General features: G+C 71.0%; 19 protein-coding genes. 6 read left to right on the top strand and 13 right to left on the bottom strand.

Translation table 11 applies throughout. The annotated features are described in order from the left end of the window. Positions 1–37 precede the first annotated feature (37 nt). Positions 38–901 carry an ABC transporter permease gene (locus LGI35_RS35705; RefSeq protein ID WP_423835746.1) on the bottom strand — a complete coding sequence of 288 codons (864 nt, stop codon included), beginning with the start codon at positions 899–901 and terminating at the stop codon, positions 38–40. A gap of 259 nt (positions 902–1,160) precedes the next feature. Here LGI35_RS35705 and LGI35_RS35700 point away from each other — a divergent pair, with 259 nt between their 5' ends. After that, complete coding sequence (locus LGI35_RS35700) at positions 1,161–2,174, top strand: LacI family DNA-binding transcriptional regulator (RefSeq protein ID WP_341483506.1); 1,014 nt, start codon at positions 1,161–1,163, stop codon at positions 2,172–2,174. Between the two features lie 73 nt (positions 2,175–2,247). Here the strand turns inward: LGI35_RS35700 and LGI35_RS35695 are convergent, their stop codons facing one another. From LGI35_RS35695 to LGI35_RS35660, 8 genes are all read right to left on the bottom strand, one after another. After that, positions 2,248–3,147: a LysR family transcriptional regulator gene (locus tag LGI35_RS35695; RefSeq protein WP_116507520.1), complete on the bottom strand. Its 900-nt coding sequence runs from the start codon at positions 3,145–3,147 to the stop codon at positions 2,248–2,250. 143 nt (positions 3,148–3,290) lie between these two features. After that, positions 3,291–4,505, bottom strand: a complete 1,215-nt coding sequence (locus LGI35_RS35690) for a glycine C-acetyltransferase (protein ID WP_227298395.1) — start codon at positions 4,503–4,505, stop codon at positions 3,291–3,293. Positions 4,506–4,563: 58 nt separating this feature from the next. Then, positions 4,564–5,592: an L-threonine 3-dehydrogenase gene (tdh, locus tag LGI35_RS35685; protein WP_227298394.1), complete on the bottom strand. Its 1,029-nt coding sequence runs from the start codon at positions 5,590–5,592 to the stop codon at positions 4,564–4,566. Positions 5,593–5,805: 213 nt separating this feature from the next. Further along, complete coding sequence (locus LGI35_RS35680) at positions 5,806–8,031, bottom strand: right-handed parallel beta-helix repeat-containing protein (RefSeq protein ID WP_227298393.1); 2,226 nt, start codon at positions 8,029–8,031, stop codon at positions 5,806–5,808. 8 nt (positions 8,032–8,039) lie between these two features. After that, a complete protein-coding gene (locus tag LGI35_RS35675) occupies positions 8,040–9,482 on the bottom strand; it encodes a M1 family metallopeptidase (protein ID WP_227298392.1) in 1,443 nt (480 codons plus the stop codon). Continuing rightward, positions 9,479–11,152 (bottom strand): type 2 periplasmic-binding domain-containing protein, encoded by a 1,674-nt coding sequence (locus LGI35_RS35670; protein ID WP_227298391.1) that lies wholly within the window; start codon positions 11,150–11,152, stop codon positions 9,479–9,481. Before LGI35_RS35670 ends, LGI35_RS35675 begins: the two co-directional genes overlap by 4 nt. 64 nt (positions 11,153–11,216) lie before the next feature. Then, the gene (locus LGI35_RS35665; RefSeq protein ID WP_227300673.1) at positions 11,217–12,077 is read right to left on the bottom strand and encodes a carbohydrate ABC transporter permease; all 861 of its coding nucleotides are present in this window, start codon (positions 12,075–12,077) and stop codon (positions 11,217–11,219) included. A 91-nt stretch (positions 12,078–12,168) separates the two neighbouring features. Then, positions 12,169–13,125, bottom strand: coding sequence for an ABC transporter permease (locus LGI35_RS35660; RefSeq protein WP_227298390.1), 957 nt, complete (start codon positions 13,123–13,125; stop codon positions 12,169–12,171). A gap of 298 nt (positions 13,126–13,423) precedes the next feature. On the opposite strand from LGI35_RS35660, the gene LGI35_RS35655 reads away from it, so the two are divergent. The 5 genes from LGI35_RS35655 to LGI35_RS35635 all read left to right on the top strand — a co-directional run bounded on the left by LGI35_RS35655 (position 13,424) and on the right by LGI35_RS35635 (position 21,955). Next, positions 13,424–14,410, top strand: a complete 987-nt coding sequence (locus LGI35_RS35655) for a hydroxyacid dehydrogenase (RefSeq protein WP_227300672.1) — start codon at positions 13,424–13,426, stop codon at positions 14,408–14,410. A 125-nt stretch (positions 14,411–14,535) separates the two neighbouring features. Next, positions 14,536–15,630 (top strand): LacI family DNA-binding transcriptional regulator, encoded by a 1,095-nt coding sequence (locus LGI35_RS35650; protein ID WP_227300671.1) that lies wholly within the window; start codon positions 14,536–14,538, stop codon positions 15,628–15,630. Positions 15,631–16,090: 460 nt separating this feature from the next. After that, on the top strand, positions 16,091–17,473 hold the full coding sequence (locus LGI35_RS35645) for a M60 family metallopeptidase (protein ID WP_227298389.1): 1,383 nt from the start codon (positions 16,091–16,093) through the stop codon (positions 17,471–17,473). A 39-nt stretch (positions 17,474–17,512) separates the two neighbouring features. Beyond that, the gene (locus tag LGI35_RS35640; protein WP_227298388.1) at positions 17,513–19,951 is read left to right on the top strand and encodes a polysaccharide lyase 8 family protein; all 2,439 of its coding nucleotides are present in this window, start codon (positions 17,513–17,515) and stop codon (positions 19,949–19,951) included. Between the two features lie 96 nt (positions 19,952–20,047). Further along, entirely contained in the window at positions 20,048–21,955 is a 1,908-nt protein-coding gene (locus LGI35_RS35635) for a DUF2264 domain-containing protein (protein ID WP_227298387.1), read from the top strand. A 5-nt stretch (positions 21,956–21,960) separates the two neighbouring features. Here the strand turns inward: LGI35_RS35635 and LGI35_RS35630 are convergent, their stop codons facing one another. The 4 genes from LGI35_RS35630 to LGI35_RS35615 all read right to left on the bottom strand — a co-directional run bounded on the left by LGI35_RS35630 (position 21,961) and on the right by LGI35_RS35615 (position 25,512). Next, positions 21,961–22,554, bottom strand: coding sequence for a GTP-binding protein (locus LGI35_RS35630; RefSeq protein WP_116507536.1), 594 nt, complete (start codon positions 22,552–22,554; stop codon positions 21,961–21,963). Then, positions 22,532–22,903: a DUF742 domain-containing protein gene (locus LGI35_RS35625; RefSeq protein ID WP_227298386.1), complete on the bottom strand. Its 372-nt coding sequence runs from the start codon at positions 22,901–22,903 to the stop codon at positions 22,532–22,534. Before LGI35_RS35625 ends, LGI35_RS35630 begins: the two co-directional genes overlap by 23 nt. Positions 22,904–22,905: 2 nt before the next feature. Continuing rightward, a complete protein-coding gene (locus tag LGI35_RS35620) occupies positions 22,906–23,340 on the bottom strand; it encodes a roadblock/LC7 domain-containing protein (protein ID WP_100591713.1) in 435 nt (144 codons plus the stop codon). A gap of 114 nt (positions 23,341–23,454) precedes the next feature. Continuing rightward, complete coding sequence (locus tag LGI35_RS35615) at positions 23,455–25,512, bottom strand: sensor histidine kinase (protein WP_227298385.1); 2,058 nt, start codon at positions 25,510–25,512, stop codon at positions 23,455–23,457. Between the last annotated feature and the right edge of the window lie 249 nt (positions 25,513–25,761).

Raw genomic sequence — 25,761 nt, 5'->3', positions numbered from 1 at the left:
TGGGTGGTCCGGGGCGGTTCGGGGGGAATGCCGGCGTTCAGTACGCCGTGGTCGCCGCGACGTCGCGGCGGCTCGCGTGCCACGGCAGGAGTAGCTTCTCGGCGATCTCGACGAGGACGAAGAGCACGACGCCGATCAAGGACATGACGAGCAGGCCCGCGAAGAGCATCGGGGTGTCGAGGTTGCCGTTGGCCTGGAGGATGACGTAGCCCAACCCTTCGTTCGCGCCCACGAATTCACCGACGACGGCGCCGGTGACGGCGAGCGTGACGGCCACCTTGAGGCCGGAGAACAGGTGGGGCAGGGAGGCCGGGAAGCGGATCTTGCGGAAGGTCTGCCAGGGGCTGGCGCCCATCGTCGCGGAGAGCTGGAGCATCTCCGGGTCGACGGCCTTGAGTCCGGTCACCATCGAGATGACGACCGGGAAGAACGCGATGAGCACGGCGATGAGGATCTTGGGCGCGATGCCGAAGCCGAGCCAGACCACGAACAGCGGCGCGATCGCGATCTTCGGGACGACCTGGGCGAAGAGCAGGATCGGGTAGAGGGTCTTCTCGACGGTCGACGAGTAGACCATGATCACGGCGGAGAAGATGCCTACGCCGACGGCGATGACGAAGCCGAGCAGCGTCTCGTACGTGGTCACCCAGGTGTGCTGCCAGAGGTAGTCCGGCTTGTCGAGGATGACGTCGAGGGTCCGGCCCGGCGACGGCACCAGATACGGCTCGACCAGCTCCGTCGCGGCGATCACCCACCAGGCGACGAAACAGACGACGAGCAGCGCGACGGGGCGCCAGCTCCGCTCGGCCACGTCCGCGGCACGCCGGCGCAGCCCGGGCGTCTGCCGGTCTGCAACTCCGGCTGTTTTGACGGGAGTTGCGGGCAGTGTGCTCTGACTCACGATGAACTCCTACGGAATCGGGAGGCAGTTGAGGAGAGCCGGGGTATCGGACTCGCGAGGTCGCGGATCCATGCTCACTACGGTGACGAAGTCCAGAAATCGCTTTCAGAAAGCGCTTTCTGGTACGATGTCAGCCACGCTAATGACTCGTGGAGCACAGGGTCAATAGGCCGTTCCGAAGTTTCCTGCGACCGGTGCCGCAACCGGAATCCGAGGGGGCAGAGTGAGCGAACCGCACGGGCACCCGCAACAACCGCACGTGACCCTCGACGCGGTGGCCCGCACGGCGGGGGTCTCCCCCGCGACGGCGTCCCGCGCCCTGAACGGAACCACCCGCGTCCGCGACGACCTGTTGCGCCGGGTACGCGCCGCGGCCGACGAACTCGGCTACATCCCGAACGCGCACGCGCAGGCCCTCGCCAGCGCCTCCAACAACACCGTCGGCGTCATCTGCCACGACGTGGGCGACCCCTACTTCGCCGCGATCGCCAGCGGGATCATGGCGCGGGCCGCCGAGCGCGGGCTGTTGGTGATGCTGTCCAGCACGTTCCGCGCGCCCGAGCGCGAGATCGCGTACATCTCCATGCTGCGGGCGCAGCGGGCCCGCGCGATCCTGCTCATCGGCTCCGGCTTCCAGGACCCCGCGTGGGAGCGTTCGCTGGAGTCCGAGGTCGCTCCCTATCTGCGCGGCGGGGGCCGGGTCGCGGTCGTGAGCCGGCACCGCAGTCTGCGTGTCGACACCGTGCTGCCGGAGAACCGGGCGGGGGCGGCGGCGCTCGCCCGGGCCCTGCTCGGTCTCGGGCACCGGGAGTTCGGGGTGCTCGCCGGGCCCGCACGGCTGACGACCGTCGCGGACCGGCTGACCGGATTCCGGCAGGGGCTCGCCGAGGCGGGGGTGCCCCTCGTGGACGCGCGGGTCGTCGAAGGCGCCTTCACGCGCGACGGCGGATACGCGGCGGCTAGCGAACTGCTGCGCCGCACACCCCGGCCCACGTGCGTCTTCGCCGTCACCGACGTGATGGCCGTGGGGGCGCTCGCCGCGTTCCGCGACCACGGGCTGCGCGTCCCTCAGGACATCTCACTGGCCGGCTTCGACGACATCCCTCTGGTGCGCGAACTGACCCCGCCCCTCACGACGGTGGCCCTCCCCCTGACCGGCATGGGCCGCGCCGCTCTCGACCTCGCGTTACGTGAACCTAGGGGGCCACGCTCGCGGGTTGAGCGGATCGTGGGCGAGGTACGGATACGGGCGAGCACGGGGACGCCGGGGTGACCGAGGGGCCGGGGTGACCGAGAGGCCAGGGTGACCGAGAGGCCAGGGTGACCGAGAGGCCTGCCGGCCCCGGCTACTCGGCGGCTTCCCCGAGCGCTTCCAGGACGGGCCTGATCAGGGGGTGCTCCTCCGCTCCGCAGCGGACCGCCGCGAAGACCCGGCGGGTCGGGGCCACCCCGTCCACCGGGCGGACGACCGCGTCGGACAGGTCCATGCCGCGCAGCGCCGAGCGCGGCACCAGAGCGACGCCCGCACCCGCCGAGGCGAGGGCGACGACGGCACGGAAGTCGTCCGAGGAGTGTTCGACCCGCGGCTGGAAACCGGCGTGCTCGCAGGCCAGGACCACCACGTCGTGACACGGATTGCCGGGGAACGGGCCGATCCAGGTGTCCTTGGCCAGCTCGGCGAGCGGCACCCGGTCGGACGCCGCGAGCCGGTGCGCCGCGGGAAGCACCGCGTCGAACGGCTCGGCGTACAGCGGTACGCGGGTCAGGCGGGCGTCGTCCGCGCCCGGCGCCCCCCGGTACTCGACGGCGACCGCGACGTCGACCTGCCGGTCGAGGACCATCGGCAGGCTCGCGTCGCCCTCGGCGTCCTGGACGCGGATCCGGATGCCGGGCGCCGTCCGCGCGAGGCGGGTCAGAGCCGGGGCGACGACCAGGCCGATCCCGGTGGCGAACGCGGCGACGGTGACCGTGCCGGCCGCCCCCGAGCTGTACGCGGCGAGCTCGGCCTCCGCCCGCTCCAGCTGGGCGAGGACCGCGTTCGTGTGCGTGAGCAGGATCTCGCCCGCCGGGGTGAGCCGGACGCCCTTCGCGCCCCGCTCGACGAGCCGGTGACCGGTCTCCTGCTCCAGGGCCGTCAGCTGCTGGGAGACCGCCGACGGGGTCAGATAGAGCGCGGCGGCAGCCGCCGTCACGGTGCGGTGGTCGGCCACCGCACGGAGGATGTGCAGCCGCCGCGCTTCGATCATGCGACCGATTCTCCCAAATGTGCCGCCGATGTCCGAACCGGGGGCTTGTCCGGCGGATCAGGCCGGAACCGGGTTGCCCGTGACGGTCCGTGCCGGAGCTCCGGACCCCAGGCCCCGGCGTGATCCGCCTGACAGGCCCCAGGTCAGCCGGCCGCCACGGCGGTCTCCGCGTCGAGCTCCGCGCGCGCCGCGACGAAGGCGTCCACAGCCCGGTTCACGTCCTCGGTGGAGTGCGCCGCGGAGAGCTGGACGCGGATGCGGGCCTTGCCCTGTGGGACGACCGGGTACGAGAAGCCGATCACGTACACGCCGCGCTCCAGGAGCAGCTCGGCCATGCGGCCCGCGACGGACGCGTCGCCGATCATGACGGGCGCGATGGCGTGGTCGCCGGGCAGGATGTCGAAGCCCTCCTGCGCCATGCGGGTGCGGAAGAGCGCCGTGTTCGCGGCGAGCCGCTCGCGCAGCTCGCCCGCCGACTCCAGGAGGTCGAGGACCTTGAGGGACGCGGCCGCGATCACCGGGGCGAGGCTGTTGGAGAAGAGGTACGGGCGAGAGCGCTGACGCAGCAGCGCGACGATCTCGGCGCGGGCCGCGACATAGCCGCCGGAGGCGCCGCCGAGCGCCTTGCCGAGGGTGCCGGTGATGATGTCCACGCGGTCCATGACGCCGTGCAGCTCGGGGGTGCCGCGGCCGCCGGGGCCGACGAAGCCGACGGCGTGCGAGTCGTCGACCATGACCATGGCGTCGTAGCGGTCGGCGAGGTTGCAGATCTCGCGCAGCGGCGCCACGTAGCCGTCCATGGAGAAGACGCCGTCGGTGACGATCAGGCGGCGGCGCGCGGTCTGCGCCTCCTTCAACTGCTGCTCCAGGTCCGCGAGATCGCGGTTGGCGTAGCGGAAGCGGCGGGCCTTGGAGAGGCGGATGCCGTCGATGATCGAGGCGTGGTTCAGCGCGTCGGAGATGACGGCGTCCTCCTCGCCGAGGAGCGTCTCGAACACACCGCCGTTGGCGTCGAAGCAGGAGGAGTAGAGGATCGTGTCCTCCTGGCCGAGGAACGCGGACAGACGCGCCTCGAGCTCCTTGTGGACCTCCTGGGTGCCGCAGATGAAGCGGACGGAGGCCATGCCGTAGCCCCAGCGGTCGAGCGCCTCGTGGCCGGCGGCGATCACCTCGGGGTGGTCGGCGAGGCCGAGGTAGTTGTTCGCGCAGAAGTTGAGGACCTCGCCGGGGCGGCCGCCCGCGGTGACGGCGACCGTCGCGGACTGCGGCGTGCCGATGACGCGCTCGGGCTTGTGCAGGCCCGCGGCGGCGATCTCGTCGAGGGTGGCCTGCAGATCGTCGCGTACGGAGTCGAACATGGTGACTTCCTTTAAAGAAGAGGTCGGTCAGGAGGTCGGGGGCTCACCGAGCCGGAAATCAGCTTTCCCAGTCGAGGATGACCTTGCCGCCGCGGCCGCTGGCCGCGTCGTCGAAGGCCGCCTCGAAGTCGCGGTGGCTGTAGCGGCCCGTGATCACGGGGGCGAGGTCGAGGCCGCCCTCCAGGAGGACCGACATCGCGTACCAGGTCTCGAACATCTCGCGGCCGTAGATGCCCTTGATCGTGATCATCGAGGTGACGATCCGGGACCAGTCGACGGCGAACTCCTCGGCGGGCAGGCCGAGCATGGCGATCTTGCCGCCGTGGGTCATGTTGGCGAGCATGTCGCGCATGGCGACGGGGTTGCCCGACATCTCCAGGCCGACGTCGAAGCCCTCGCGCAGGCCCAGGGAGCGCTGGCCCTCGGCGATCGTGGACTCGGCGACGTTCAGGGCGAGGCTGACGCCGATCTTGCGGGCCAGGTCGAGCCGCTCCTCGCTGACGTCGGTGACGACGACGTTGCGGGCACCGGCGTGCCGGGCGACGGCCGCGGCCATCAGGCCGATGGGCCCGGCGCCGGTGATCAGGACGTCCTCGCCGACCAGCGGGAACGACAGGGCGGTGTGCACGGCGTTGCCGAACGGGTCGAAGATCGCGGCCACGTCGAGGTCGACGGGCACCCGGTGGACCCACACGTTGGCGGCGGGCAGGGCGACGTACTCGGCGAACGCGCCGTCGCGTCCGACGCCGAGACCGACCGTGGAACGGCACAGGTGGCGCCGCCCGGCGAGACAGTTGCGGCACTTGCCGCAGACGAGGTGGCCCTCGCCGCTGACACGGTCGCCGATGGCGATGTCGGCGACGTCACGGCCGGTCTCGACGACCTCGCCGACGAACTCGTGGCCGACGATCAGCGGCGCGCTGATCGCCTGCTGCGCCCAGCCGTCCCAGTTGCGGATGTGGAGGTCGGTGCCGCAGATCCCGGTCCTGAGGACCTTGATCAGCACATCTCCGTGGCCGATGCCCGGCTCGGGCACGTCCGTCAGCCACAGTCCCGGCTCGGACTTCTCCTTGACCAGCGCCTTCAACGCACCGCTCCCGTCGTCGCACCCCGCGTCACGGCATGCCGGGACCGGCCGCCGTGCGAGGGGAAGAGTGAAATGACAGCACGGACGGGCGCCTTGGTGCGGCTGCGGCGCGCCCTGCTGCCGACGGGGGCAAATCTGCCGTACGGCGGCGCTCTTGGTCCATCGAGGATTTCTTAAGCGCCGCCGCAGGTTTCCTTCAGGCCTCCACCGGATCTACGGGTGGACCAGGACGTGGGCGAGTGCCACGCGTCCCGTTCCCGTGAGCTTGATCCGTACGTAGCGGGCCTCGGTGCCCCTGTCGGTGTCCAGGACGGTGGGCCGCAGGGCCTTGCCCGGGACGTGGAGGGTGGTGGCGTCGGCGAAGTCCGCGGTGCGGGCCAGCTGGACGTCGAAGCCGGTCGTGGTCATCGAGGTGTTGTTCCAGACCTCGACCTGGCCGACGCGCTGTACGGACCCCAGGTCGACCTGCCACCAGGCGCCCGCCTCGGACAGGGTGCGGGTGTCGGTGGACGTGTCGCCGTCGGTCGCGGCGGCCGCGGTGGCGGTGCCGTCCGTTGAGGACTGCGAGGCGGTGCCGGTGCGGGCGAGGTCGGGGCGCAGCTGTTCCACGCGGTCGTGCCCCTGGGCGCCCGCGGAGGCGGCGACCTTCAGCGCGTCGGCGGGGAGCCGGTCGAGCTTGGTGTGATTGTCGGCCGTCGTCGAGCCGGTGCCGGCGAGGGCGGGGGCGTCGGTGTCGGTCCAGTTGCCGGTGGCGTGGTTGTCGATGCCGTAGTCGGCCCAGTTGGACACCCATTTGTAGCCGAGTCGGGTGAGGACGTTGCCCTCGACGCGGATGTGGCTGGATTGCTCGTCGAGGTAGATGCCGTTGCCGTCGCGCTCCGTGTTGCCGAAGGCGCTGCGGTTGATGTAGTTGCCGGAGATGACGGTGCCGGGCTGGGCGCCCTGGGTGTAGATGGCGCCGCCGTCGTGCTGCTCGTGCTCGACGCGCATGACGTTCGTGATCCGGTTGTTCGTGATCCGGTTGTCGCGCAGGACGGACTTCTGCGCCTCGGGCTGGTTCCAGCCCCAGCCGACGGAGATGCCCGAGTAGGGCAGGTCGTCGAGGGTGTTGTGGTCGATGACGGTGGCGGCCTCGTAGCCGGCCCAGATGCCGACGGCGTCGGTGAACTCCACGCCGGTGCGGCGGATGGTGTTGTACGCCACCGTGTTGCGCGCGCCCACGAGTTCGGCGGCGGGCATGGGTTCCGTGTCGCCGATGTAGGCGGCTCCGGAGGACAGGTCCGTGAAGCGGGACCGGGTGACCGTCGAGTCCTGTGTACCGGCCTCGAAGACCACTCCGGCGCCGCCGAGGTGGCTGAACCCGACCTGGTCGACGGCCACATGCCTGCCGCCGCGCACGGTGAGGGCGGCGGAGGGCTTGGTGTAGTAGCGGCCCGCGTGGTCGACGGGGCCGGTGGCGCCGGTGAGCACGAGTCCCGCCTGCATGCCGGCGTAGCCCTCGTCGGTGGAGGGCTGGTGCCAGGCCGCGTACCGCAGCGCGATGCCCTCGACGCGTACGTCGTGGGCGCTGTCGAGGACGAGGAGCTGCTCGGTGGCGGGGGTGACCGCCTTGGCGCGGCGCATGTCCTCGCCCTTGCGCGGCAGGTATGTGAGGGTGCGGGCGTCCGAGTTCCAGACGAACTCCCCCGGCTGGTCGAGGAGTTCGGGTGCGTTCTCGAAGTACTTGACCTGCGTGTAGCGCGATGAGTCGACTGTCGTGGTGTCCCAGGCGGGGCCGGTGCGGTTCGTGCCGGAGGCGGAGTTGGTCCAGCAGGGCTGGGCGAAGGTCAGGACGTCGCCGGTGACGGAGTCGATGCGGCAGTGGTAGTTGCGCCAGCGGACGCTGATGACGGCCTCGGCGTCGGTGGGGCGGGCCCAGGAGGAGATGCCGGTGGCTTTCGCGCCGGTCATGCCGGTCTTGGTGGCGTCGCACACGGAGGCGGCGCACGACGCGCCGCGTGCGCGCACGGCCCGTACCCCGTCGACGAAGAGCTGGCGGGGCGTGACGCCTTCGGGGACGTGCGTGGTCCAGGTCCCGTCGGCGTTGCCGGCCCAGCCCTTGAGGGTCCTGCCGCCGGAGAGTACGGGGTGGGCGCCTCGCTCGGCGGTCCAGGTGACGGTGTGCCCGTCGCGCCCGGAGTCGGCTGCGCCGAGTTCCAGCGGCCTGCTCAACGCGTAGGTTCCGTCGGCGAGTTCGACGCGTACGTCGCGGCCTTCGACGGTGCGGGCGGCGTCGCGGGCGCCGTCCAGGGAACAGGGGCGGCCGTGCGTACAGGCGGTGCCGGAGCCGTCGGGGGCGGCGTGCAGGACGCGGGCGGACGGGTCGGCATGTGCGGCGGGGGCGGTGGACAGGAGGGCGGCCGTGGCGGCGAGGGCGACGGCGATGCGGGTGCCGTTCATGGTCGGCGTCAGCTCCAGTCGGGGTGGCCGGGCATGGGCGGGTTGTCCTTGCTGAACAGCCAGTCCTCCAGGAAGGGCCGCAGCGACGGGTCGTGCGTGACCCGTACCGCGTTGTCGATGAAGTCCTGGGAGTCGGCGTTGGCGTGCCGGTGCTTCGTGAGCCAGGACTTCATGATCGCGTCGTAGTCGTCCTGTCCGACCTGCTGGTTGAGGGCGTACAGCACGACGGCGGCCCCGTCGTAGATGTTGAATCCGCCGAGTTCGGTGGGCAGTCCGGGCGGCCCGTCGGTCTTGCGGACGGCGTCGAGCTTCCCGTACGCCGTCCGCATCTTGTCCTCCATGGAGGCGGTGCCCTGCTGGTCGGCCCACAGGGCTGCGTAGTAGACGGCCGGCCCCTCGTTCAGCCAGGCGCTCTGCCACGTGGTGGGCGTGACCGAGTCACCGAACCACTGGTGGGTCATCTCGTGGACCATGACGTTCGTGTATGTCGTGGACGTGGACGCGTTCTTGAACCAGCCCGGCCCGAACAGTGACAGGGTTTGGTTTTCCAACGCGTCGCTGTAGCCGTCGCGGACGATCTGCATCCCGTAGGTGTCGAACGGGAAGCGCACGCCGAGCGTCTTCTCCAGCCACGCGATCTGGCCGCCGGTCTGCTCGACGATCGGCCGGTACGTGGCCACCTGGTCGTCGGGGACGTAGTGGCGCAGCGTCACGCCGTGCGGTCCCTTGCCGGTCAGGAGGGTCTGCTTCTCCACGGAGATGCCGAGGAGTTCGGAGGCCATGGGGGTGTTCAGGCGGAAGTCGGAAGTGGTCTTCCCCTCCCCCGCGGGGCGGGTGCCGGTCAGGGTGCCGTTGGCGCCCGGCGTCCAGCCGTCGGGGGCGGTGAGGTGGAACGTCCAGCTCGCCTTGTCCATCGTGGTGTCGTTGACGGGGGCGAACGTGTCGGCGCGGGAGGACTGCGCGGCGGAGGCGAATCCACCGTCGCTCATGTAGCGCCAGCCGGGGGCGCCGATGGGCTTCGTCCTGCCGTTGCCGTGATAGGTGACGGCGACCTCGAAGGGCGTGTTGTCGTGCAGGCCGCCGGCGGGGGTGACCGTCAGTTCCTGTCCGCTCTTGCCGAGCGACACGGCGAAGGCCGCGTCCTTGCCGTCGACCTTCACCGCGTCGATGGCGAGCGAGTCGATGTCGAGGTTGAAGGAGGAGAGGTCCTGGGTGGCCTTCGCGCTGATCTTCATGGTGCCGGTGAAGTCGTATGTCACCGGCGTGAAGTCGAACGACAGGTCGTAGTGCCGGACGTCGTAGCCGCCGTTGCCGAGCGTCGGGAAGAGCGGGTCCCCGACGCCGTCCGCGCCGGGCTTCGGGTCGAACGGGTGCGCCTGCGCGGGCGCGGCCAGGGCGAGGGCCGCGCAGGCCGCGGCGGTGGCGACGGCGGCGCGTACGGTGCGGGTCACTTGTCGGTTCCCTTCTGGGCGGCGTCCTCGAATTCGGAGCGGCACTGCTCGCCGCCCTTGGCGAGGTAGTCCTTCACCAGGGCGTCGTAGTCCTTCATGGACTTGCGGCCGGAGATGATGTCCTTGAGCCCGTCCCCCTTGAGGGTGAGCAAGCTGCCGTACCCCTTCGAGTCCCAGGTCGGGGACGTGTAGTCCAGGTAGTCGGACTTCTCCAGCATCGGGATGAGCTTCGTGTACGCCTCGTGCGCGTACGTCACCGCGTCCTTCGACGTCGGCGAGAAGAGGGCCGGGATTCCGGAGGCGAGCTTGCCCCAGGGGACGCCGATGTCCTGGCTGCCGGTGGGTGTGAGCACCGGGATGCCCTTGGCGTCGCGCTTGAAGTCGGTGCCCTCCACTCCGAAGTTGATGAGGGTGTACTCCTCGGTGCCGAAGGGCGCGGCGATGAAGTCGAGGAGGCGAAGGATCTGTTCGACACGCGCCTTGGGGGCCTTCTTCACGAAGGACTCGCTGAGCGTGGCGTTGTCGGTCCAGGTGACGGCCTTCGTCCCGACCGGCACGAAGGGCCGGACGTCGTAGCTCTTGTCGATGGCGGCCATCGCGTCGACGTATCCGCTGGAGGGCTGAAGGTAGGCGGGCATGCCGTCGTAGACGTACGCGCCCTTGCCGTTCTTGAAGAGGTCCGTGTACTGGGCCTTCTGGGCTCCGGTCATGGCGAGGGTGCCCGGGTAGTAGCAGCCCGCCTTGTAGAGCTTGGCGGCCATCTCCACGGCGGAGCGGTACTCGTCGGTCTCCAGGTCCGCGGTGAACTTGCCGGTCTTCTGGTCCATCGACCAGAAGTAGGGGGCGCCCGCCGACATGGCGAGCATGCTGGTGGCGCCCGCGATGATCGCGTACTGCTTCTTCTTCGGCTGCGTCAGCTCCTTGCAGACCTCGAAGAAGCGGTCCAGGCCGGTGATCTGGTCGAGGCTGTCGACCCCGACCTCCTTGAACAGGTCGTGCCGGTAGAAGCCGGCGCCCGAGGTGCCGTAGCGCGTGACCGGAACGCCGTAGAGCTTGTCCCCGTAGAGGGCCTGCTGCCACGCGCTCGCCGGGATCGCCGCCAGGTTCGGGTACGCCTTGACCTTGTCGCCGGACAGGAAGGGCGTCAGGTCGGCGCACTCGGCGGCGAGGAAGGCCGCCTTGTGGTCGACGCCGCCGGTCTCCGGATACATGAAGACGTCCGCGAGGTCACCGCCCGCGACCATCGTCGAGAACTTCGCCGGGTAGTCGTCGGCGGCCACGGCGGTGATGTCGACCGTGCCGCCGAGCCGCTTCTCGATCGCCTGCCAGGCGGCGTTCCTGCCGCGGGCCGGGGCGGGCGGCGCGTAGGTCTCGGTGATCGCCTTGACGGTCTTGGCGCCCTTGAGCGGAGTGCCCTCGACGGAGCGGACCGGGCTCTTCGGGTAGCTGTAGAAGGCGTTGGGCACACCGGCGGCCGTGCCGGGGAGGTCTGCCTTGACGGTGTTGGCCGTGACGGTGGACGGCAGCACCTTGCGGCTCTTCGCGGCGGACTTCTCGGCGGCGCCGCCGTCACCGCAGGCGGTCAGCAGCGGGGCCGCGGCGAGGCCGAGGCCCAGGCCGAGGGATGTCCTCAGCAGGGTTCTGCGATTGATGGGGGTGGAGCGCGGCACGGTGAACTCCTCGGTGACGGAGGGGACATGGGCGCGGGGGGGTGTGGGACGGGGCTGTGCGAGGTCAGCCCTTGATGGCGCCGGTGAGGACGCCCTTGGTGAAGTAGCGCTGGAGGAAGGGGTAGACGCACAGGATCGGCACGACGGCGATCACCAGGACGGCCATCTGCACGGCCTGCTGGGGCGCGAGCGCCTCGCCGGCCGAGGCCCCTTCCAGGGACTGGCCCTGGAGGACGAAGGTGCGCAGGACCATGGAGAGCGGCCACTTGTCGTTGTCGCTCAGGTAGAGCATCGCGTTGAAGAAGGCGTTCCAGTACGTCACCGCGTAGAACAGGCTGATCACGGCGATGACGGCCTTCGACAGCGGCAGCACGATGCGCACCAGGGTGCGCAGATCGCCCGCGCCGTCCACCTTCGCGGCGTCGTACAGCTCCTCGGGCAGGTTCATGAAGAAGGAGCGCAGGACGACCAGGTTGAACGCGCTGACCATGGTGGGCAGCACGAGTGAGGCCAGGGTGTTGTACAGGCCGAGTTCCTTGATGGTGAGGAACTTGGGGATGATGCCCGGGTCGAAGAGCATCGTGAACAGGGCCGTCATGAGGATGAAGCGGGAGCCGGTGACCTCGCGGCGCGAGAGGCCGTACGCCATCCCGATGGTGACGAGGACGCTGGTCGCGGTGCCCACGAGGGTCACGCCGACGGAGATGAGCAGCGCGTGCGTGACGACGCCGCCGCTGAAGACCGTGCGGTACGCCTCCAGCGTCGGGTGGTCGGGCCACAGGACCAGGCCGGGGCTGCGGATGATGTCGGACTGCGAGGCGAAGCTCGTGCCGATCACGCCGAGCAGCGGGTAGGCGACGGCCGCGACCACCAGGACCAGCACAAGTCCCTTGAGGAACAGGCCGGTTCGGGTGGGCTTCTCCATCCAGGGCGGGCGGCCGTCGGACACCCTGACGCCGGTTTCGGCCGGGGCGGCCGGCTTGCGTGTGCGGCGTCCGGCGGCCGCCGTCTGCGTCTCAGCGGTCAGCACCGCGGTACACCCCTTCGTGGCCGAGCCGGTGGGCGAACTTGTTGGCGCCGAGGACGAGGACGGTGCCGATGACCGCCTTGACCAGTCCTACGGCGGCCGACGTGCCCCAGTCGTTGTTCTTGATCCCGTGGAAGTACACGTAGGTGTCGAGGACTTCACCGGCGGCGGGGCCGACCGCGTCGCGCTGGAGCAGGATCTGCTCGAAGCCGACGGAGAGGATCTGCCCCAGGTTGAGGATCAGGAGCAGGATGATCACCGGGGAGATGCCGGGCAGCGTGACGTGCCACAGGCGCCGGGCGCGCCCCGCCCCGTCGATCGCCGAGGCCTCGTACAGGCCACGGTCGATGTTGAGCAGGGCGGCGAGCATGATGATCGTGCCCCAGCCCGCATCCTTCCAGGCCACCTGGAGGGTGAGGAGCCAGGGGAAGGCGGCCGGGTCGGTCGTCATGTCGTAGCGGGGCAGGCCGAGTTGGCCGAGGAGGTCGGGCAGGACGCCGGCGCCGCCGAGGATCTGCTGGAAGATCGAGACGATGATGACCCAGCCGATGAAGTGCGGCAGATAGACGACGCTCTGCACGAACCGGCGGACCTTGTCGCTGACGATGCTGTTGAGCAGCAGCGCGAGGGCGATGGGGACCGGGAAGAAGAACACCAGCTGGACGAGCGCGATCTTCAGCGTGTTGCCGGTCGCCGACCAGAACGCCGGGTCGGCGAAGGCGGACGTGAAGTTCGAGACGCCCGCCCAGGCGCTGTGCATGTAGCCCAGATACGGCTGGTAGTCCTGGAACGCCACCACGTAGCCGAGGAGCGGTACGTAGTGGAACACGCAGAAATAGAGCAGGCCCGGCAGGGTCAGCAGCAGCATGACCTTGTCCCGCTTGAGCCGCTGCCCCAGCGAGAGGCGGTGAACGGCCTGTGGCGGGGAGGGCGTTGTGTCAGCCATGGGGCGGCAAGTTAGTAATCGGTTACCCCTCACGTCAATAGGTCCGGGCAACACCTGGGTTAAGCGAGTTTTTCAACTGACCGTTCCTGACGGGTATTTGGCGCTATCTCGGGTTAAGGCGGTCAAGGGTCAGGGTCGGCATGCTTGACGCTCCCCCCTCGTGATCCCTAGCGTGCGGTGACTTCATAGAACACGTTTACTGTCCGGAGGCAGGGTGCGTACCACTGACGAGTCGCCGGTCCAGGCCGACTCCGCCGGCTCCACACGGCCCCCACGCAGGCCCCGTACCGTCCTGGCGATGGACGCGGGGCTGCTCGACGACGTCTTTCCGCCCGCCGTACGGCTCCGGCTCGAGGAGTCCGCGGACATCCGGCCGCCACAGGTGGTGGGCGAGTTCGGGAGTCCCGAGGCGGTGGCCGCGCTCGCCGAGTGCGAGGTCCTGCTGACCGGCTGGGGCTGCCCGCACATCGACACGGCCGTGCTCGACCGGGCGCCGCGGCTGCGCGCGGTGATCCACTCGGCGGGCACGGTCAAGACGTTCCTGACCCCCGAGGCGTACGGGCGCGGCATCGCGGTGTCGTCCGCCGCGGCCGCCAACGCCGTACCCGTCGCGGAGTTCACCCTCGCGGCGATCATCATGGGCGCCAAGCGGGCCTTCCCGCTCGCCCAGCTGTTCCACACCCGCCGCTCCCACCGCACTGCGGCCGACCTCGACCGCCACCACTGGCTCGGCACGCACGGCATCACCGTCGGCGTGGTCGGCGCGTCACGCACCGGACGCAGGGTCATCCAGCTGCTGCGCTCCATCGACGCCGACGTACTGCTCCACGACCCGTACGTGAGCGACGCCGAGGCGGAGCTGCTCGGGGCCACCCGCACCGACCTCGACACCCTCGTCGCGACCAGTGACGTCGTGACCCTGCACGCGCCGTCCACTCCCCTCACCCACCACCTGCTCGACGAGCGGCGCATCGCGCTGATGCGCCCGGGCGCCCTGCTGATCAACACGGCACGCGGCCCACTCGTCGACACCGAAGCCCTCACCGCGCACCTGGTCAGCGGCCGGATCGACGCCGTACTCGACGTCACGGACCCCGAGCCGCTGCCCGCCGACCACCCCCTGTGGGACCTGCCCAACGTCTTCATCACCCCGCACCTGGCGGGGGCGCAGGGCAACGAGGTGGGGCGGCTCGGCGCGCTCGCGGTCGACGAACTCGCCCGCTACGCGCGCGGGGTGCCGCTCAACCACCCGGTCCTCCTGGAGGAACTGGAGCGGATCGCGTGAGCGGGGGCTCCGTGGACGCCATAGGCTCTGCGCACAGGAGGGTCGCGGGACAGGTCGCGGGGCCCTCCGCGCAGACCGGTGACCAGGACGGTCAGGACGACCACGACGACCAGGGGGAGGTCCGGATGCCCCGGCAGGGCTCTACGGCGAACGGACGGCGCGCGACCGTCGTGGACGTGGCGCGTCTCGCGGGCGTGTCGACCGCGACCGTGTCCCGCGTGATGAACCGCAACTACCCGGTCGCGGCAGCCACCCGCGAGCGCGTCGAGGAGGCCATGGAGGAGCTGGGCTATGTGGTCAACGCCCACGCCCGCGCCCTGGCCGGTGTCTCCGGACGCACCGTCGGCATCATCATCAGCGACGTGGTCGACCCCTTCTACGCCTACATCGCGCGTGGCGTGGAACGCGAGGCGACGGCGGGCGGCCGGCTCTGCCTGGTCTGCAGCACCCAGGGCGACCCGCAGCGCGAGCTGGCCTTCATCGAGCTGATGCACGAGCGCCGCGCCGACGCGGTGATCCTCGTCGGCGGCAGCGTCGCCGACCGCGGCTACCGCACCGAACTCGAACGCCGCGCCCGCGAATTGGACGCCGGCGGCTCGAAGCTCGTGCTGTGCGGCCGCCCCTCCCTCGGCAAGGACGCGCCCACGGTCGGGGTCGAGTACGACAACGAGGGCGGCGCCTTCGCGATCACCGACCACCTCCTGACCGAGGGCCACGAACGAATCCTGTACCTGGGCGGGCCGCCGGGGCTCTCCACCACCAAGGAACGGATCGCCGGCCACCGTCGCGCCCTGGAGCAGCGTGGGCTGCCGCGCGATCCGGCGCTCGTGCAGCCCGGGGCGTTCAGCCGCCAGTTCGGCCACCGCCGGATGACGGAACTGCTGCGCGAGGGACCGGAGTTCACCGCCGTCTTCGCGGCCAACGACATCGTGGCGGCGGGCGCGGCCCAGGCCCTGGAGGAGGCCGGGATGCGGGTGCCGCAGGACGTCTCCCTGGTCGGCTACGACGACGTGCCCGTGGCACAGGAGCTGCGACCGCGCCTCACCACCGTGCACATCCCGCTCGAGGAGATGGGCCGCCAGGCCGTCCGCGTCGCCCTCGCGGGCGGCGACGAGGACGACTGGCGGGCCCCGACGACGGGCACGCTGCGCCTCGGTACGCATCTGGTGGTACGCGATTCCGTGGCGGCGCCGCGTGGGGTGCGCCGGCGCCGGGGGTGAACTGCGTCCCGGCTTGGGGTGACTCGGCACAAGGCGCCTCGGCTTGGGGTGACTCGGCTCAAGGCGCCTCGCCTTGAGGTGCTTCGCCTTGAGGCGTTCCGGTTCGGCTTGCGGCGCCGCGGCTCACGACGTCCGGGCTCACGAAGTCCGGGGCCGGCTTACGACGCTCCGGCTCACGACGTCCAGGTCCGGCTTACGACGCTCCGGCTCACGACGTCCGGGTCCGGCGGTGCCGGCCTCGCGACGTCCTGGTCCGCCTTGCGACGCCCCGGCTCACAGCATGCCGTCCGGAGCCATTCGGCGGCTCTCCGCCCACCACTGTTCACCGGTTTCCTCCCTGACGTCGTAGTAACAGACAGAAACTTGCCGGACCCTCTTGCGGCGGGATAGCAAACGCTTACATGCTGGCGCGCAGCCCGCACATCACTCCGATGCTGTTGATCCCCATGGGAGTCTCTGGATGCGCCCTGCCCGTATGTCCTCCGCCGCCTCGGCCGACGCCGCTGTCCCCGCCGACACCCCTGCCACCTCGGGCTTCTCCCGTCGTGCGGTGCTCGCCACCCTGGCCGGCGCGGGAGCCGCCACCCTCCTCGGCACCGGCACCGCAAGTGCCCACGCCCCGGGCGGTGCCACCGTCCCGCTCATCGCACGCCCCTCCGCCGAGACCGAGCGCCTCCGCCTCGGACAGGCCCTGCGCGCCACCGAGTTCCAGCCGACCGGGCAGTACGTCCCGGCCGGGACCGCGCTGCGCTTCGACGTGCTGCCTCACGACGACCTCGTGCCCACGCTCTGGATCGGGCAGTGGGACTACTACGGCACGGTGACGGAGCCGCGCAGCTATGCGCTGAAGCCCGGCGCCAACACGGTCACCGACCCGCACGGCGGTCCCGTCTACTTCTCCCTGGAAGGCCACGGCGAACGCGCCGCCGTGAAGTTCAGGGCGGGCGCCACCCCGATGCCTGTCTTCAGGCTCGGCCACACCTCCGAGGCCGACTACCAGCGGCAGTTGGACACCCTCACCGACGTGCCGGTGGTCGAGCTGCACGCGCCGCGCACCATCATGACGCTCACGCGCGACGGCGCACTCCTGTACCGCGACCAGGACCACGCGGCGCTGCTCCGGCTCGTCGAGGAGATCATCGAGGCCGAGTCGCGGATCAGCGGGCTCGACGGGTCGAAGCCGGTGCACCGGCCGAAGGCGGGCGGTTATCACTTCACCGAGGTGTCGGTGGTCCCGTCCGGCGTCGGCGCCTACGCCACGCACGGCTACAACGGCTTCCCGCGCGCCTATCTCGACCGCGCCACCACCGTCGACGGACTGCGCACCCGAGGCTGGGGCCTCTACCACGAACTCGGGCACCTGCATCAGCAGATGGCGTACAAGCCGACGGGCCTGACCGAGGTCACGGTCAACATCTACTCGCTCGCGGTGCAGCGGGCCCTGAGCCAGCCGTCGAACCTTCTGACCGTCGACCCGAAGACCGGCCTCAACCCCTTCCAGTCCGCACACGCGAAGTTCGGCACGGACGGGCTGACGTACGAGAAGTCCTTCGGCGCCTACGAGAAGCTCGTGCCGCTGCGGCAGCTGGAGCTGGCCTTCGGCGACGACTTCTGGCCGCGGTTGCACCGGCTTGTGCGCGAGGAGAACCCGCAGTCCGACTACACCGAGACCGCCAAGCGGTATCGCGCCCTGTCGACCTACGCCAGCCGGGTCTCCGGCCGCGACCTCACGGACTTCTTCGTCCGTGACTGGGCCTTCCCCATCGACGCCACGGGACTGGCCGAGATCGCCGCGCTCCAACTGCCGAAGCCGACCGTCGAACCGGCCACGCTGACCGACTGACCCGACTGACGTGACCGACCCGGAGGGGACCCACCGAACATGGACCTCACTCGCAGACAGACCCTGACCCTCGCGGGCGCGACCGCCGCGGCGGCGCTCCCCCTGACAGCGGGCGTCGCGACGGCGGCGGACGCCGTGGAAGCGGCGGACGCCCCTGCCGCCGACGCTTTCGACGTACTGCTGGCGCGCGCCGAGGAGCAGCTCACCGGCGGCGCGTTCGACACCGCCGATCCGGACTTCGCGGCGGCCGTCAAGGCCCTCGACACTCAGGCGTCCGCCTGGTGGAAGGACCTCGACCGCAGCGCGGGCAGGAAGGCGCTGTGGGCCGACCTCTCCCCCGCGTCGGACCCCGGAATGTTCGGGCAGAGCTATCCGCGCCTGCGCACCCTGGCCACCGCCTGGGCGACCCCGGGCACCTCGCTGACCGGCAGCTCCGAGGTCGCCGACGCACTCGTCGCGGCGCTGGGATTCCTGGGCAGCACCGGCTACAACCCGGCCCGCGGCGAGTCCGGCAACTGGTGGTTCTGGGAGATCGGCGCACCCCGAGCGCTGATGGACACCTGCGTGCTCCTGCGGTCGAAGCTGCCTGCCGCGGATCTGGCCGGATACGTCGCGACCGTCGCGAAGTTCTGCCCGAACCCCGACCGCCGCACCAACTCCCCCTCCCTCTCCGAGACCGGCGCGAACCGCGCCGACAAGGCCGTCATCGTGGCCCTGCGCGGACTGCTCGCCCGGGACGCGGCCACCGTCGCGCTGGCCCGCGACGGCCTGTCGGACGTGCGGGACAGCGGACGCCGCAGCCTGTTCACCTATGTCACCTCGGGCGACGGCTTCTACGAGGACGGGTCGTTCGTCCAGCACGACAGCGTCGCCTACACGGGGACGTACGGGAGTGTGCTGCTCGGCAGTGCGGGGCAGCTGATCGCGCTGCTCGCCGGGTCGGACTGGGCCGTGAACGACCCGAAGGTGTCGGTGCTCTACGAGGCGGTGGAGCGGTCCTTCTCGCCCGTCGTGTTCGACGGGCTGATGATGGACGCGCTGCGCGGGCGGGCGATCTCCCGCGAGCGGGCCCGCGACTACAACGACGGTGCCGTCACCCTGACATACATCCTTCAGCTCGCCGCGGGCGCCCCGGCCCCGTACGCCGACCGCTGGCGTGCGCTCGCCAAGGGGTGGATCAGCCGCAACAAGGTCAGTCCGTACGCGGGTCTCGTCGGCGTCCCCGCCTTGGCGCGCGCGAAGGCGGTCCTCGACGACAAGGCGATCCCGGCGGCGGAGCGTCTCACCGGTCACTTCTCGTTCGCCGACATGGACCGCGTGGTGCACCGGCGCCCCGGCTGGGCGCTCGCCCTGTCGCTCTCCTCGAAGCGCATCGCGGCGTACGAGGCGGGCAATGGTGAGAACCTGCACGGCTGGTACACCGGCGACGGCATGACGTACCTGTACGACGGTGACGACCTCGGCCAGTTCGGCGACGGGTTCTGGCCGACCGTCGACCCGTACCGGCTGCCGGGCACGACGGTGGACACGCGCGCGCGTGCGGACCTCGGCACGGGGGCCGGCACCGGAACGTACCGCCCGAAGAACGCCGTGGCGGGCGGCGCCGTCCTTCAGGACCGCTATGGCGCGGCTGCCATGGAACTCATCGCCGACGGCAGCACCCTGCGGGCGCGGAAGGCGTGGTTCTGCCTGGACAACGCGGTCGTCGCGCTCGGCGCGGGGATCACCGCGAGCGACGGCCGCACGATCGAGACGGTCGTCGAGAACCGCAGTCTGCGTACGGACGGAGCGCCGCGCCTCCTGGTGGAAGGGCGGCGGCAGCCTGGCGAGCAGGGCTGGTCCGCATCGCTGTCCGGAGCCGAATGGGCGCATCTGGAGGGCACGGGCGGCTATGTCTTTCCCGACCATCCGGGACGGAGAGCGGGCGGCGGCGTCCCGCTGAGAGCGCTGCGGGAGGAACGTACCGGCACCTGGGGCGCCCTCAACTCCGGCGCGGACACCGGCGGCGACACCGACCCGGTCACCCGCCGCTACGTCACGCTGTGGTTCGACCACGGCTCCTCCCCCACCGACTCCACGTACGCCTATGTGCTCCTGCCGGGTGCGAGCGCCGTGGCGACCGGGGTCTGGGCGCACTCGCGGCCCGTGCGGATCGTGGCGAACGACGCCACGGTCCAAGCCGTCGAGGCGCGCCGCCTCGGACTCCTCGCCGCGCACTTCTGGGGTCCCGGCAGCGTCGGCGGCCTCACGTCGTCCGGTCCCGGCACCGTCCTGGTGCGGCGGCACGGCGACACCGTCGCGGTCGCCGTGGCCGACCCCGGGCGCACCGGGTCGACGCTCACGGTCGAACTCCCCTTCCCCGTACGCAAGGTGACGCGTGCCGACGACACGATCACGCTCACCCCGGGCCGCCGGCCCGTCCTGACGGTCGACGTCGCGGGCTCACGCGGGCACAGCCACACGGCGGAGCTCGCGTGAGGTCATGTCCGTCCGTTCCGACCGTCGACGTCCGTCCCAGGCGCGCATAGGGTCACCCCCGGCCGCCCACTTCCGATCAAGGAGCGACACGCCCCGATGCCCGCACCGCACCTTTCACTGCCGCCCACCGACCGTGTCCTGTCCCCGCTCACGGGCTGGACGCGGGCCCACTGGGAGACGCTCGCCGACCGGCAGTTGGAGGCGCTCGTCCCGTACGCGACGCCTGGGTTCGCGCAGTACCGGCTGCCGGGGCGGGCCAGCTGGTCGGGCGTCGTGTCGGACGGGCTCGAAGGGTTCGCGCGGTCATTCCTGCTGGCCTCCTTCCGTATAGCGGGCGCGGGCGGGGACGTGGATCCCCGACTCGTGGAACGCTACGCGGAAGGTCTGACAACGGGCACCGACCGCGGCCGCGGCACGGGCCTCGACGGCGAGGCGTGGCCCGAACTCACCGACTGCTCCCAGCAGATGGTGGAGGCCGCGTCCATCGCGATCGGGCTGCACGAGACCCGCCCCTGGATCTGGGACAAGCTCGACTCCCGGGTCCAGGAGCGGATCGTGGACTGGTTCTCCGGCTTCGTCGGCGGCCGCACCTGGGACAACAACTGGCGCCTGTTCCAGGTGGTCTCGGAGCAGTTCCTGGCCTCGGTCGGAGCCCCGTACAGCCAGGACGACATCGACGGCGGCCTGGACCGTATAGAGGACTGGTATGTCGGCGACGGCTGGTACACCGACGGAGACGGCCGCAACTTCGACTACTACATCGGCTGGGCCATGCATCTGTACCCGCTGCTGTGGGCGCGGATGGCCGGCCCGGACGGTGACGGCGGCCGCGCGAAGGTCTACCGGGAGCGCCTGTCGCAGTTCCTCACCACCTACCCTCACTTCTTCGGCGGTGACGGCGCGCCCGTGCACCAGGGCCGCTCACTGACGTACCGTTTCGCCGCCACCGCGCCCGTGTGGATGGGCGCGCTCGCGAACTGCACCCCGCTGGAGCCGGGACTCACCCGGCGCCTCGCGTCGGGCACGGCGCGGCACTTCGTGGAGCGCGGCGTCCCCGACGAGCGGGGCCTGCTGCCGCTCGGCTGGTACGGGACGTTCCTGCCGACGACGCAGCCGTACTCGGGCCCCGCCTCGCCGTACTGGGCGAGCAAGGGGTTCCTCGGGCTGCTGCTGCCCGCCGACCATCCCGTGTGGACCGAGCGCGAGGCGCAGCTGCCCGTCGAGAGGTCCGAGCAGTACACGGCACTGCCCGCGCCCGGCTGGCTGCTGCACGGCACGCCCCACGACGGGATCGTGCGGCTGATCAACCACGGCAGCGACCACAACCCGCTCGAAGGTCCCGCCACGGACGATCCGCACTACGCGAAGCTCGCCTACTCCACGGCGACGGCGCCCGAGTCGGCCCCGCACGCCTGGCAGCGGAGCGTCGACAATCATGTGGCGCTCGTCGCGGAGGACGGCACCCCCTCACGCCGCCGCCGCATCCACCCGATCTCCTGCGAGGGGCGCGTCGCCTCGTCCCGCCATGACGCCCAGCTGCCGGGATTCGACGAGGAGTTCCCGATCGAGTCGACGACCGTGCTGCACGGGCCGTGGGAGATCCGCGTGCACCGGGTGCAGGCTCCCGGGGGCGTGACGGTGCGCGAGGGCGGCTACGCGGTCGCCGACGAGACCAGCGTCCACGCCGAGCGCGGACCGGGCTGGGCGCTGACGCGCACGGAGTCCGGGGTGACCAGCGCGGTGGTGGCGCTGCACGGCTGGGACGAGGAGGCCGGTGTCGCACGGGAGGTCGAGGCCAATGCCTACGGCCCGCACTCGGCGACGCCCTACCTCCGCTCGACGGGCCACCCCGGAGGATCCGGCGTACACGTCACGCTCGCGGTCCTGACGCGCGACGTCGTGCATCCGCAGGCCCTGCGCGAGTCGATCTCATGCGTGGCGGACCCCGAGGACGGCGGGCAGGTGCGGATCACCTTCCCCGACGGCGGGACGGTCACCGTCTGAGGCCGTCATGTGCGGGCCCCGTACGTCGGGGCGGGGGCGTGGGCGAGGAGGTGCCTGACGAGGGTGAGGAGGGTCTGGATGCCCGAGCTGGAGATCCGGGCGTCGCACCGCACGACGGGCACCTGCGGGTCGAGGTCGATGGCCGCCCGCACCTCGTCGGGGTCGTAGCGGTAGGCGCCGTCGAACTCGTTGACGGCCACGATGAACCCCATGCCGCGCTCCTCGAAGAAGTCGACGGCTGCGAAGCAGTCCTCGAGACGACGGGTGTCCGCGAGGATCACCGCGCCGAGCGCCCCCTCGGAGAGCTCGTCCCACATGAACCAGAAGCGCTCCTGCCCGGGCGTGCCGAACAGATACAGCACGTGCTCCGGGTCCAGGGTGATCCGCCCGAAGTCCATCGCGACCGTCGTCTCGACCTTGTTCTCGATGCCTTCGAGGTCGTCGGTCTCGGCGCTGACCGTGGTGAGCAGCTCCTCCGTGCTCAGCGGGGCGATCTCGCTGACCGCTCCGACGAAGGTCGTCTTGCCGACACCGAAGCCACCCGCGACCAGGATCTTCAGCGCGGTGGGGAAGGCGTCAGAGCTGTCGTCGTAGTCCATCGAGCACTGCCTCCAGTAGGGACCGGTCAGTGGGGTTGTCGTGGAACGTGGGGGGCTTGGTGGTGATCGCCCCGCAGTCGACGAGGTCGGACAGCAGGACCTTCGTGACGGCGGCGGGGAGTTTCAGATGGGCCGCGATCTCCGCGATCGATGTGGGGTGGGCACACAGTTTGAGCGCCTCGCTGTGTTCGGGCCCCAAGTAGCCGAGCGGGGTGGCCCCGGTCGCCATCACCAGCGACAGGAGATCCAGCACAGTGGTCGGCTGCGTCCGCCCGTTGCTCACCGTGTACGGGCGGACGAGGCGGCCGGCCGCTGCGTCGAGCCACGGCCCGTCCTGCGGGGCCGTCATGCTCAGTTCCTCATCGCCGTGGGTTCGGCCGCGTGCTGGCGGGGTGCCGTCATCAGGTACGGGCGCACGCTCTTGACCAGCATGGCCATCTCGTAGCCGAGCACCGCGGCGTCGGCCTCACGCCCGGCGAGCACGGCGAGGCACGTGCCGGAGCCCGCGGTGGAGACGAACAGGAGGGTGGAGTCCAGCTCGACGACGACCTGCCGGACCTCACCCCCGTCCCCGAAGCGGACGCCCGCGCTACGGCCGAGGGAGTACAGGCCCGACGCCAGGGCCGCCATGTGGTCGGCGCTGTCGGCGTCGAGGCCGTGGACGGACTTGACCAGCCCGTCGGACGAGAGGAGGACGGCGCTGCGGGTGTGCGGCACACGCTGGACGAGGCCGCTCATCAACCAGTCGAGATCGGACACATGACCCGTCGGCACATCGCTCGCCATGGGGGATCGACTCCTTGGTGGACTGCTGGGGGTGCGTTGACTGTGGGAAGTGCGGTACTGCTTGCGGCACTTGGCGGGCGCTCGGGGGGTGGGCGCACCGGTGGCGGGCGAACGTCATCCGGCCGTATCGCTCCCGTCGTGCGGTGCGTCCGGTTCGTAGGCGTCGAGTGACCCGGTGGCGGGGCCGCCGGTCGGCTGGGGACCGGCCTCCGGCAGGTCGCGCACCCCGAGGGTCAGGTCCCGCGCCTCGGCCGCCTCCGCGAGCCCGATGCCGCGCTGGAACGCCGCCATCAGACCCGGGTCGTGCAGTACGGGCGCCTCGTTCTCGGGGCGGTCCTGCCGCTGTGCCGGGCCACCCCTCAGCTGCGGCGCGAGGTGTTCCTGGACACGACGCTTGGGAAGTTGGGGCCGGCCCATGGTGCCGCGCACGGCGCCGATGACCGGGGTCGGCAGGGCGGACGTGCGCTCCCCGCCGGCCTGCCGGTCCTCGGACCGGATGCCGGGCAGCGCGTCGGCGGGTGTCCGTCGCTCGTCCCTGGCGGTACGCAGGGGGAGGGGCGGCGCGACGCCGTTCGCCCCGGAATGCCTGCCGTCGGAGGCACCGCCCTGAGGCTGCCGCGGGACGACGGCCACGCCGGCGTGCGGGGTCTCTCGGGGCGGCGGGGGTTGATGGGGTGCCGGGTACTGCTGGGGGTCGAACGGCTGAAGGCCGGGCTGAGCGGGGCGGTGGAGCTGGTTCTGGGGCTGGATCTGGGGCTGGATCTGGGGTTGGGGCTGGGATTGGGGCTGGGGTGGCCGGCGGTGGGACTGTGGCTGAGGCTGCTGTTCGAGCTGGTGTTGCCGTTCCTGCTGGCTCTGGTGTTGCGAGAGTCGCCGTTCATGCGCCTGGTGCCGCTGGTGCATGGTCTGGGCGCTGTCGTCCGTCGCGTCCGCGGCGCTGCGTGGCCTCGGCGCGGACTCGATCTCGTCGCCGCCGAGCAGGCTCTGCGGCACGACGAGGACCGCCTGCACACCACCGTAGATATTGCTCTGGAGCCGGACCGTGATGCCGTGTCTGCGGGCGAGCTGCGAGACGACGAAGAGGCCGATGCGCCCGTCCTGGAGGAGACTCGCGACGTTGACCTGGTCCGGGTCGGCCAGCAGCGTGTTCATCTTGTGCTGCTCGGTGACGGGCATTCCGAGGCCGCGGTCCTCGACCTCGATGGCGAGACCGGACGTGACGGTGTTGGCGCGGAGCAGGACTTGGGTGTGCGGGGCCGAGAACACGGTGGCGTTCTCGACGAGTTCGGCGAGCAGGTGGATGCAGTCGGCGACGGCGTGCCCGCGCAGGGTCCCGTCGACCGGCGGGACAAGCTTGACCCGTGAGTACTGCTCGACCTCCGCTATGGCCGACCGCATGACCTCGGTCATGGAGACCGGGCGGCTCCACTGGCGTCGGGACACCGCGCCGCCGAGCACGGCCAGGTTCTCGGCGTGCCTGCGGATCCGGGTGGCGAGGTGGTCGACGTGGAACAGGCCCTTGAGCAGGTCGGGGTCCTCGACGTCGTTCTCGAGTTCGTCGAGGATCGAGATCTCGCGGTGCACGAGGGACTGCAGGCGCCGGGCCAGATTGACGAAGACCTCGACCTTCTGTTCGCTGCCCGCGTGGCTGGAGAGCTGGGACGCCTGGACGACGGCGGTGACGGCCACGTCCTGGGCGCGCGTCATGTCCGCGGCCAGCAGTTCGAACTCGTCGGCGCCCGGACCGGCCGCGGGGGCCTGCCTGCGGGGCGGCGGCCCCTCCCCCTTACGCAACTGCTCGACGAGACCGCGCAGTTCACCCTGCCCGCGCGCACTCGCACGGCGCAGGACACCGACCCGCTCGCGTACGGTCCTGGCCGCCCGATCGGCGGCCACGGCGGCGATCACGATGCCGGCCAGGGTGACGAGGCACGCTCCGGCGAGGACGGCCCAGAGGGCGAGCCCGGGGCGGGCGCCCGTGGAGCGGACGGTGAAGAGAACGGCCGCGCTGCCGCTCAGGGCGACGGCGAGCGGGGGAAGTACGGCAAGGCGCAGAAGCTGGGGCCGTATGTGGGTCTCGGGCTGCGGGGGGACGGACCGGCCACCCGGCCTGCCGTGCCGACCGCCCTCTCGGCGGTCTGCGCGGGGGGCCGGTGGGCGAAGGTGAGACATTCGGCGTCCTCGTACGTGGGGGCTCCTGCGGGTCGGCGCGAGGCGGGCAGGCGGCATCGCGCTCCCGGCCGGGAGCGGGTGGGAATGCCGCCGCTGCGTCGCTCAGCGAGCACACACGGTAGTCGGGGACGGCTCACATGCGGTGGGCAGTTGCCAAAGTCCGGCGGCCAAGGTCCCGCTCTGGTATGAGGCTTCGTACGACAGACCGATAACAGGGCCGGGCGCCCGATCGGTCATGGGTACGGATGT

Origin of the sequence: Streptomyces longhuiensis (assembly GCF_020616555.1) — a bacterium.
Lineage (GTDB): Bacteria > Actinomycetota > Actinomycetes > Streptomycetales > Streptomycetaceae > Streptomyces > Streptomyces longhuiensis.
The sequence above is the reverse complement of the archived record's forward strand: the minus strand, read 5'-3'. Positions and strand labels throughout refer to the sequence as shown.

Bases quoted from the DNA above. Each gene is read 5' to 3' on its own strand.
- LGI35_RS35615 (WP_227298385.1), bottom strand. From the start codon at position 25,512: ATGTCTCACCTTCGCCCACCGGCCCCCCGCGCAGACCGCCGAGAGGGC.
- LGI35_RS35680 (WP_227298393.1), bottom strand. From the start codon at position 8,031: ATGAACGGCACCCGCATCGCCGTCGCCCTCGCCGCCACGGCCGCCCTC.
- LGI35_RS35665 (WP_227300673.1), bottom strand. From the start codon at position 12,077: ATGGAGAAGCCCACCCGAACCGGCCTGTTCCTCAAGGGACTTGTGCTG.
- LGI35_RS35645 (WP_227298389.1), top strand. From the start codon at position 16,091: ATGCGCCCTGCCCGTATGTCCTCCGCCGCCTCGGCCGACGCCGCTGTC.
- LGI35_RS35630 (WP_116507536.1), bottom strand. From the start codon at position 22,554: ATGGACTACGACGACAGCTCTGACGCCTTCCCCACCGCGCTGAAGATC.
- LGI35_RS35640 (WP_227298388.1), top strand. From the start codon at position 17,513: ATGGACCTCACTCGCAGACAGACCCTGACCCTCGCGGGCGCGACCGCC.
- LGI35_RS35625 (WP_227298386.1), bottom strand. From the start codon at position 22,903: ATGACGGCCCCGCAGGACGGGCCGTGGCTCGACGCAGCGGCCGGCCGC.
- LGI35_RS35635 (WP_227298387.1), top strand. From the start codon at position 20,048: ATGCCCGCACCGCACCTTTCACTGCCGCCCACCGACCGTGTCCTGTCC.
- LGI35_RS35660 (WP_227298390.1), bottom strand. From the start codon at position 13,125: ATGGCTGACACAACGCCCTCCCCGCCACAGGCCGTTCACCGCCTCTCG.
- LGI35_RS35655 (WP_227300672.1), top strand. From the start codon at position 13,424: ATGGACGCGGGGCTGCTCGACGACGTCTTTCCGCCCGCCGTACGGCTC.
- LGI35_RS35690 (WP_227298395.1), bottom strand. From the start codon at position 4,505: ATGTTCGACTCCGTACGCGACGATCTGCAGGCCACCCTCGACGAGATC.
- LGI35_RS35695 (WP_116507520.1), bottom strand. From the start codon at position 3,147: ATGATCGAAGCGCGGCGGCTGCACATCCTCCGTGCGGTGGCCGACCAC.
- LGI35_RS35620 (WP_100591713.1), bottom strand. From the start codon at position 23,340: ATGGCGAGCGATGTGCCGACGGGTCATGTGTCCGATCTCGACTGGTTG.
- LGI35_RS35650 (WP_227300671.1), top strand. From the start codon at position 14,536: ATGCCCCGGCAGGGCTCTACGGCGAACGGACGGCGCGCGACCGTCGTG.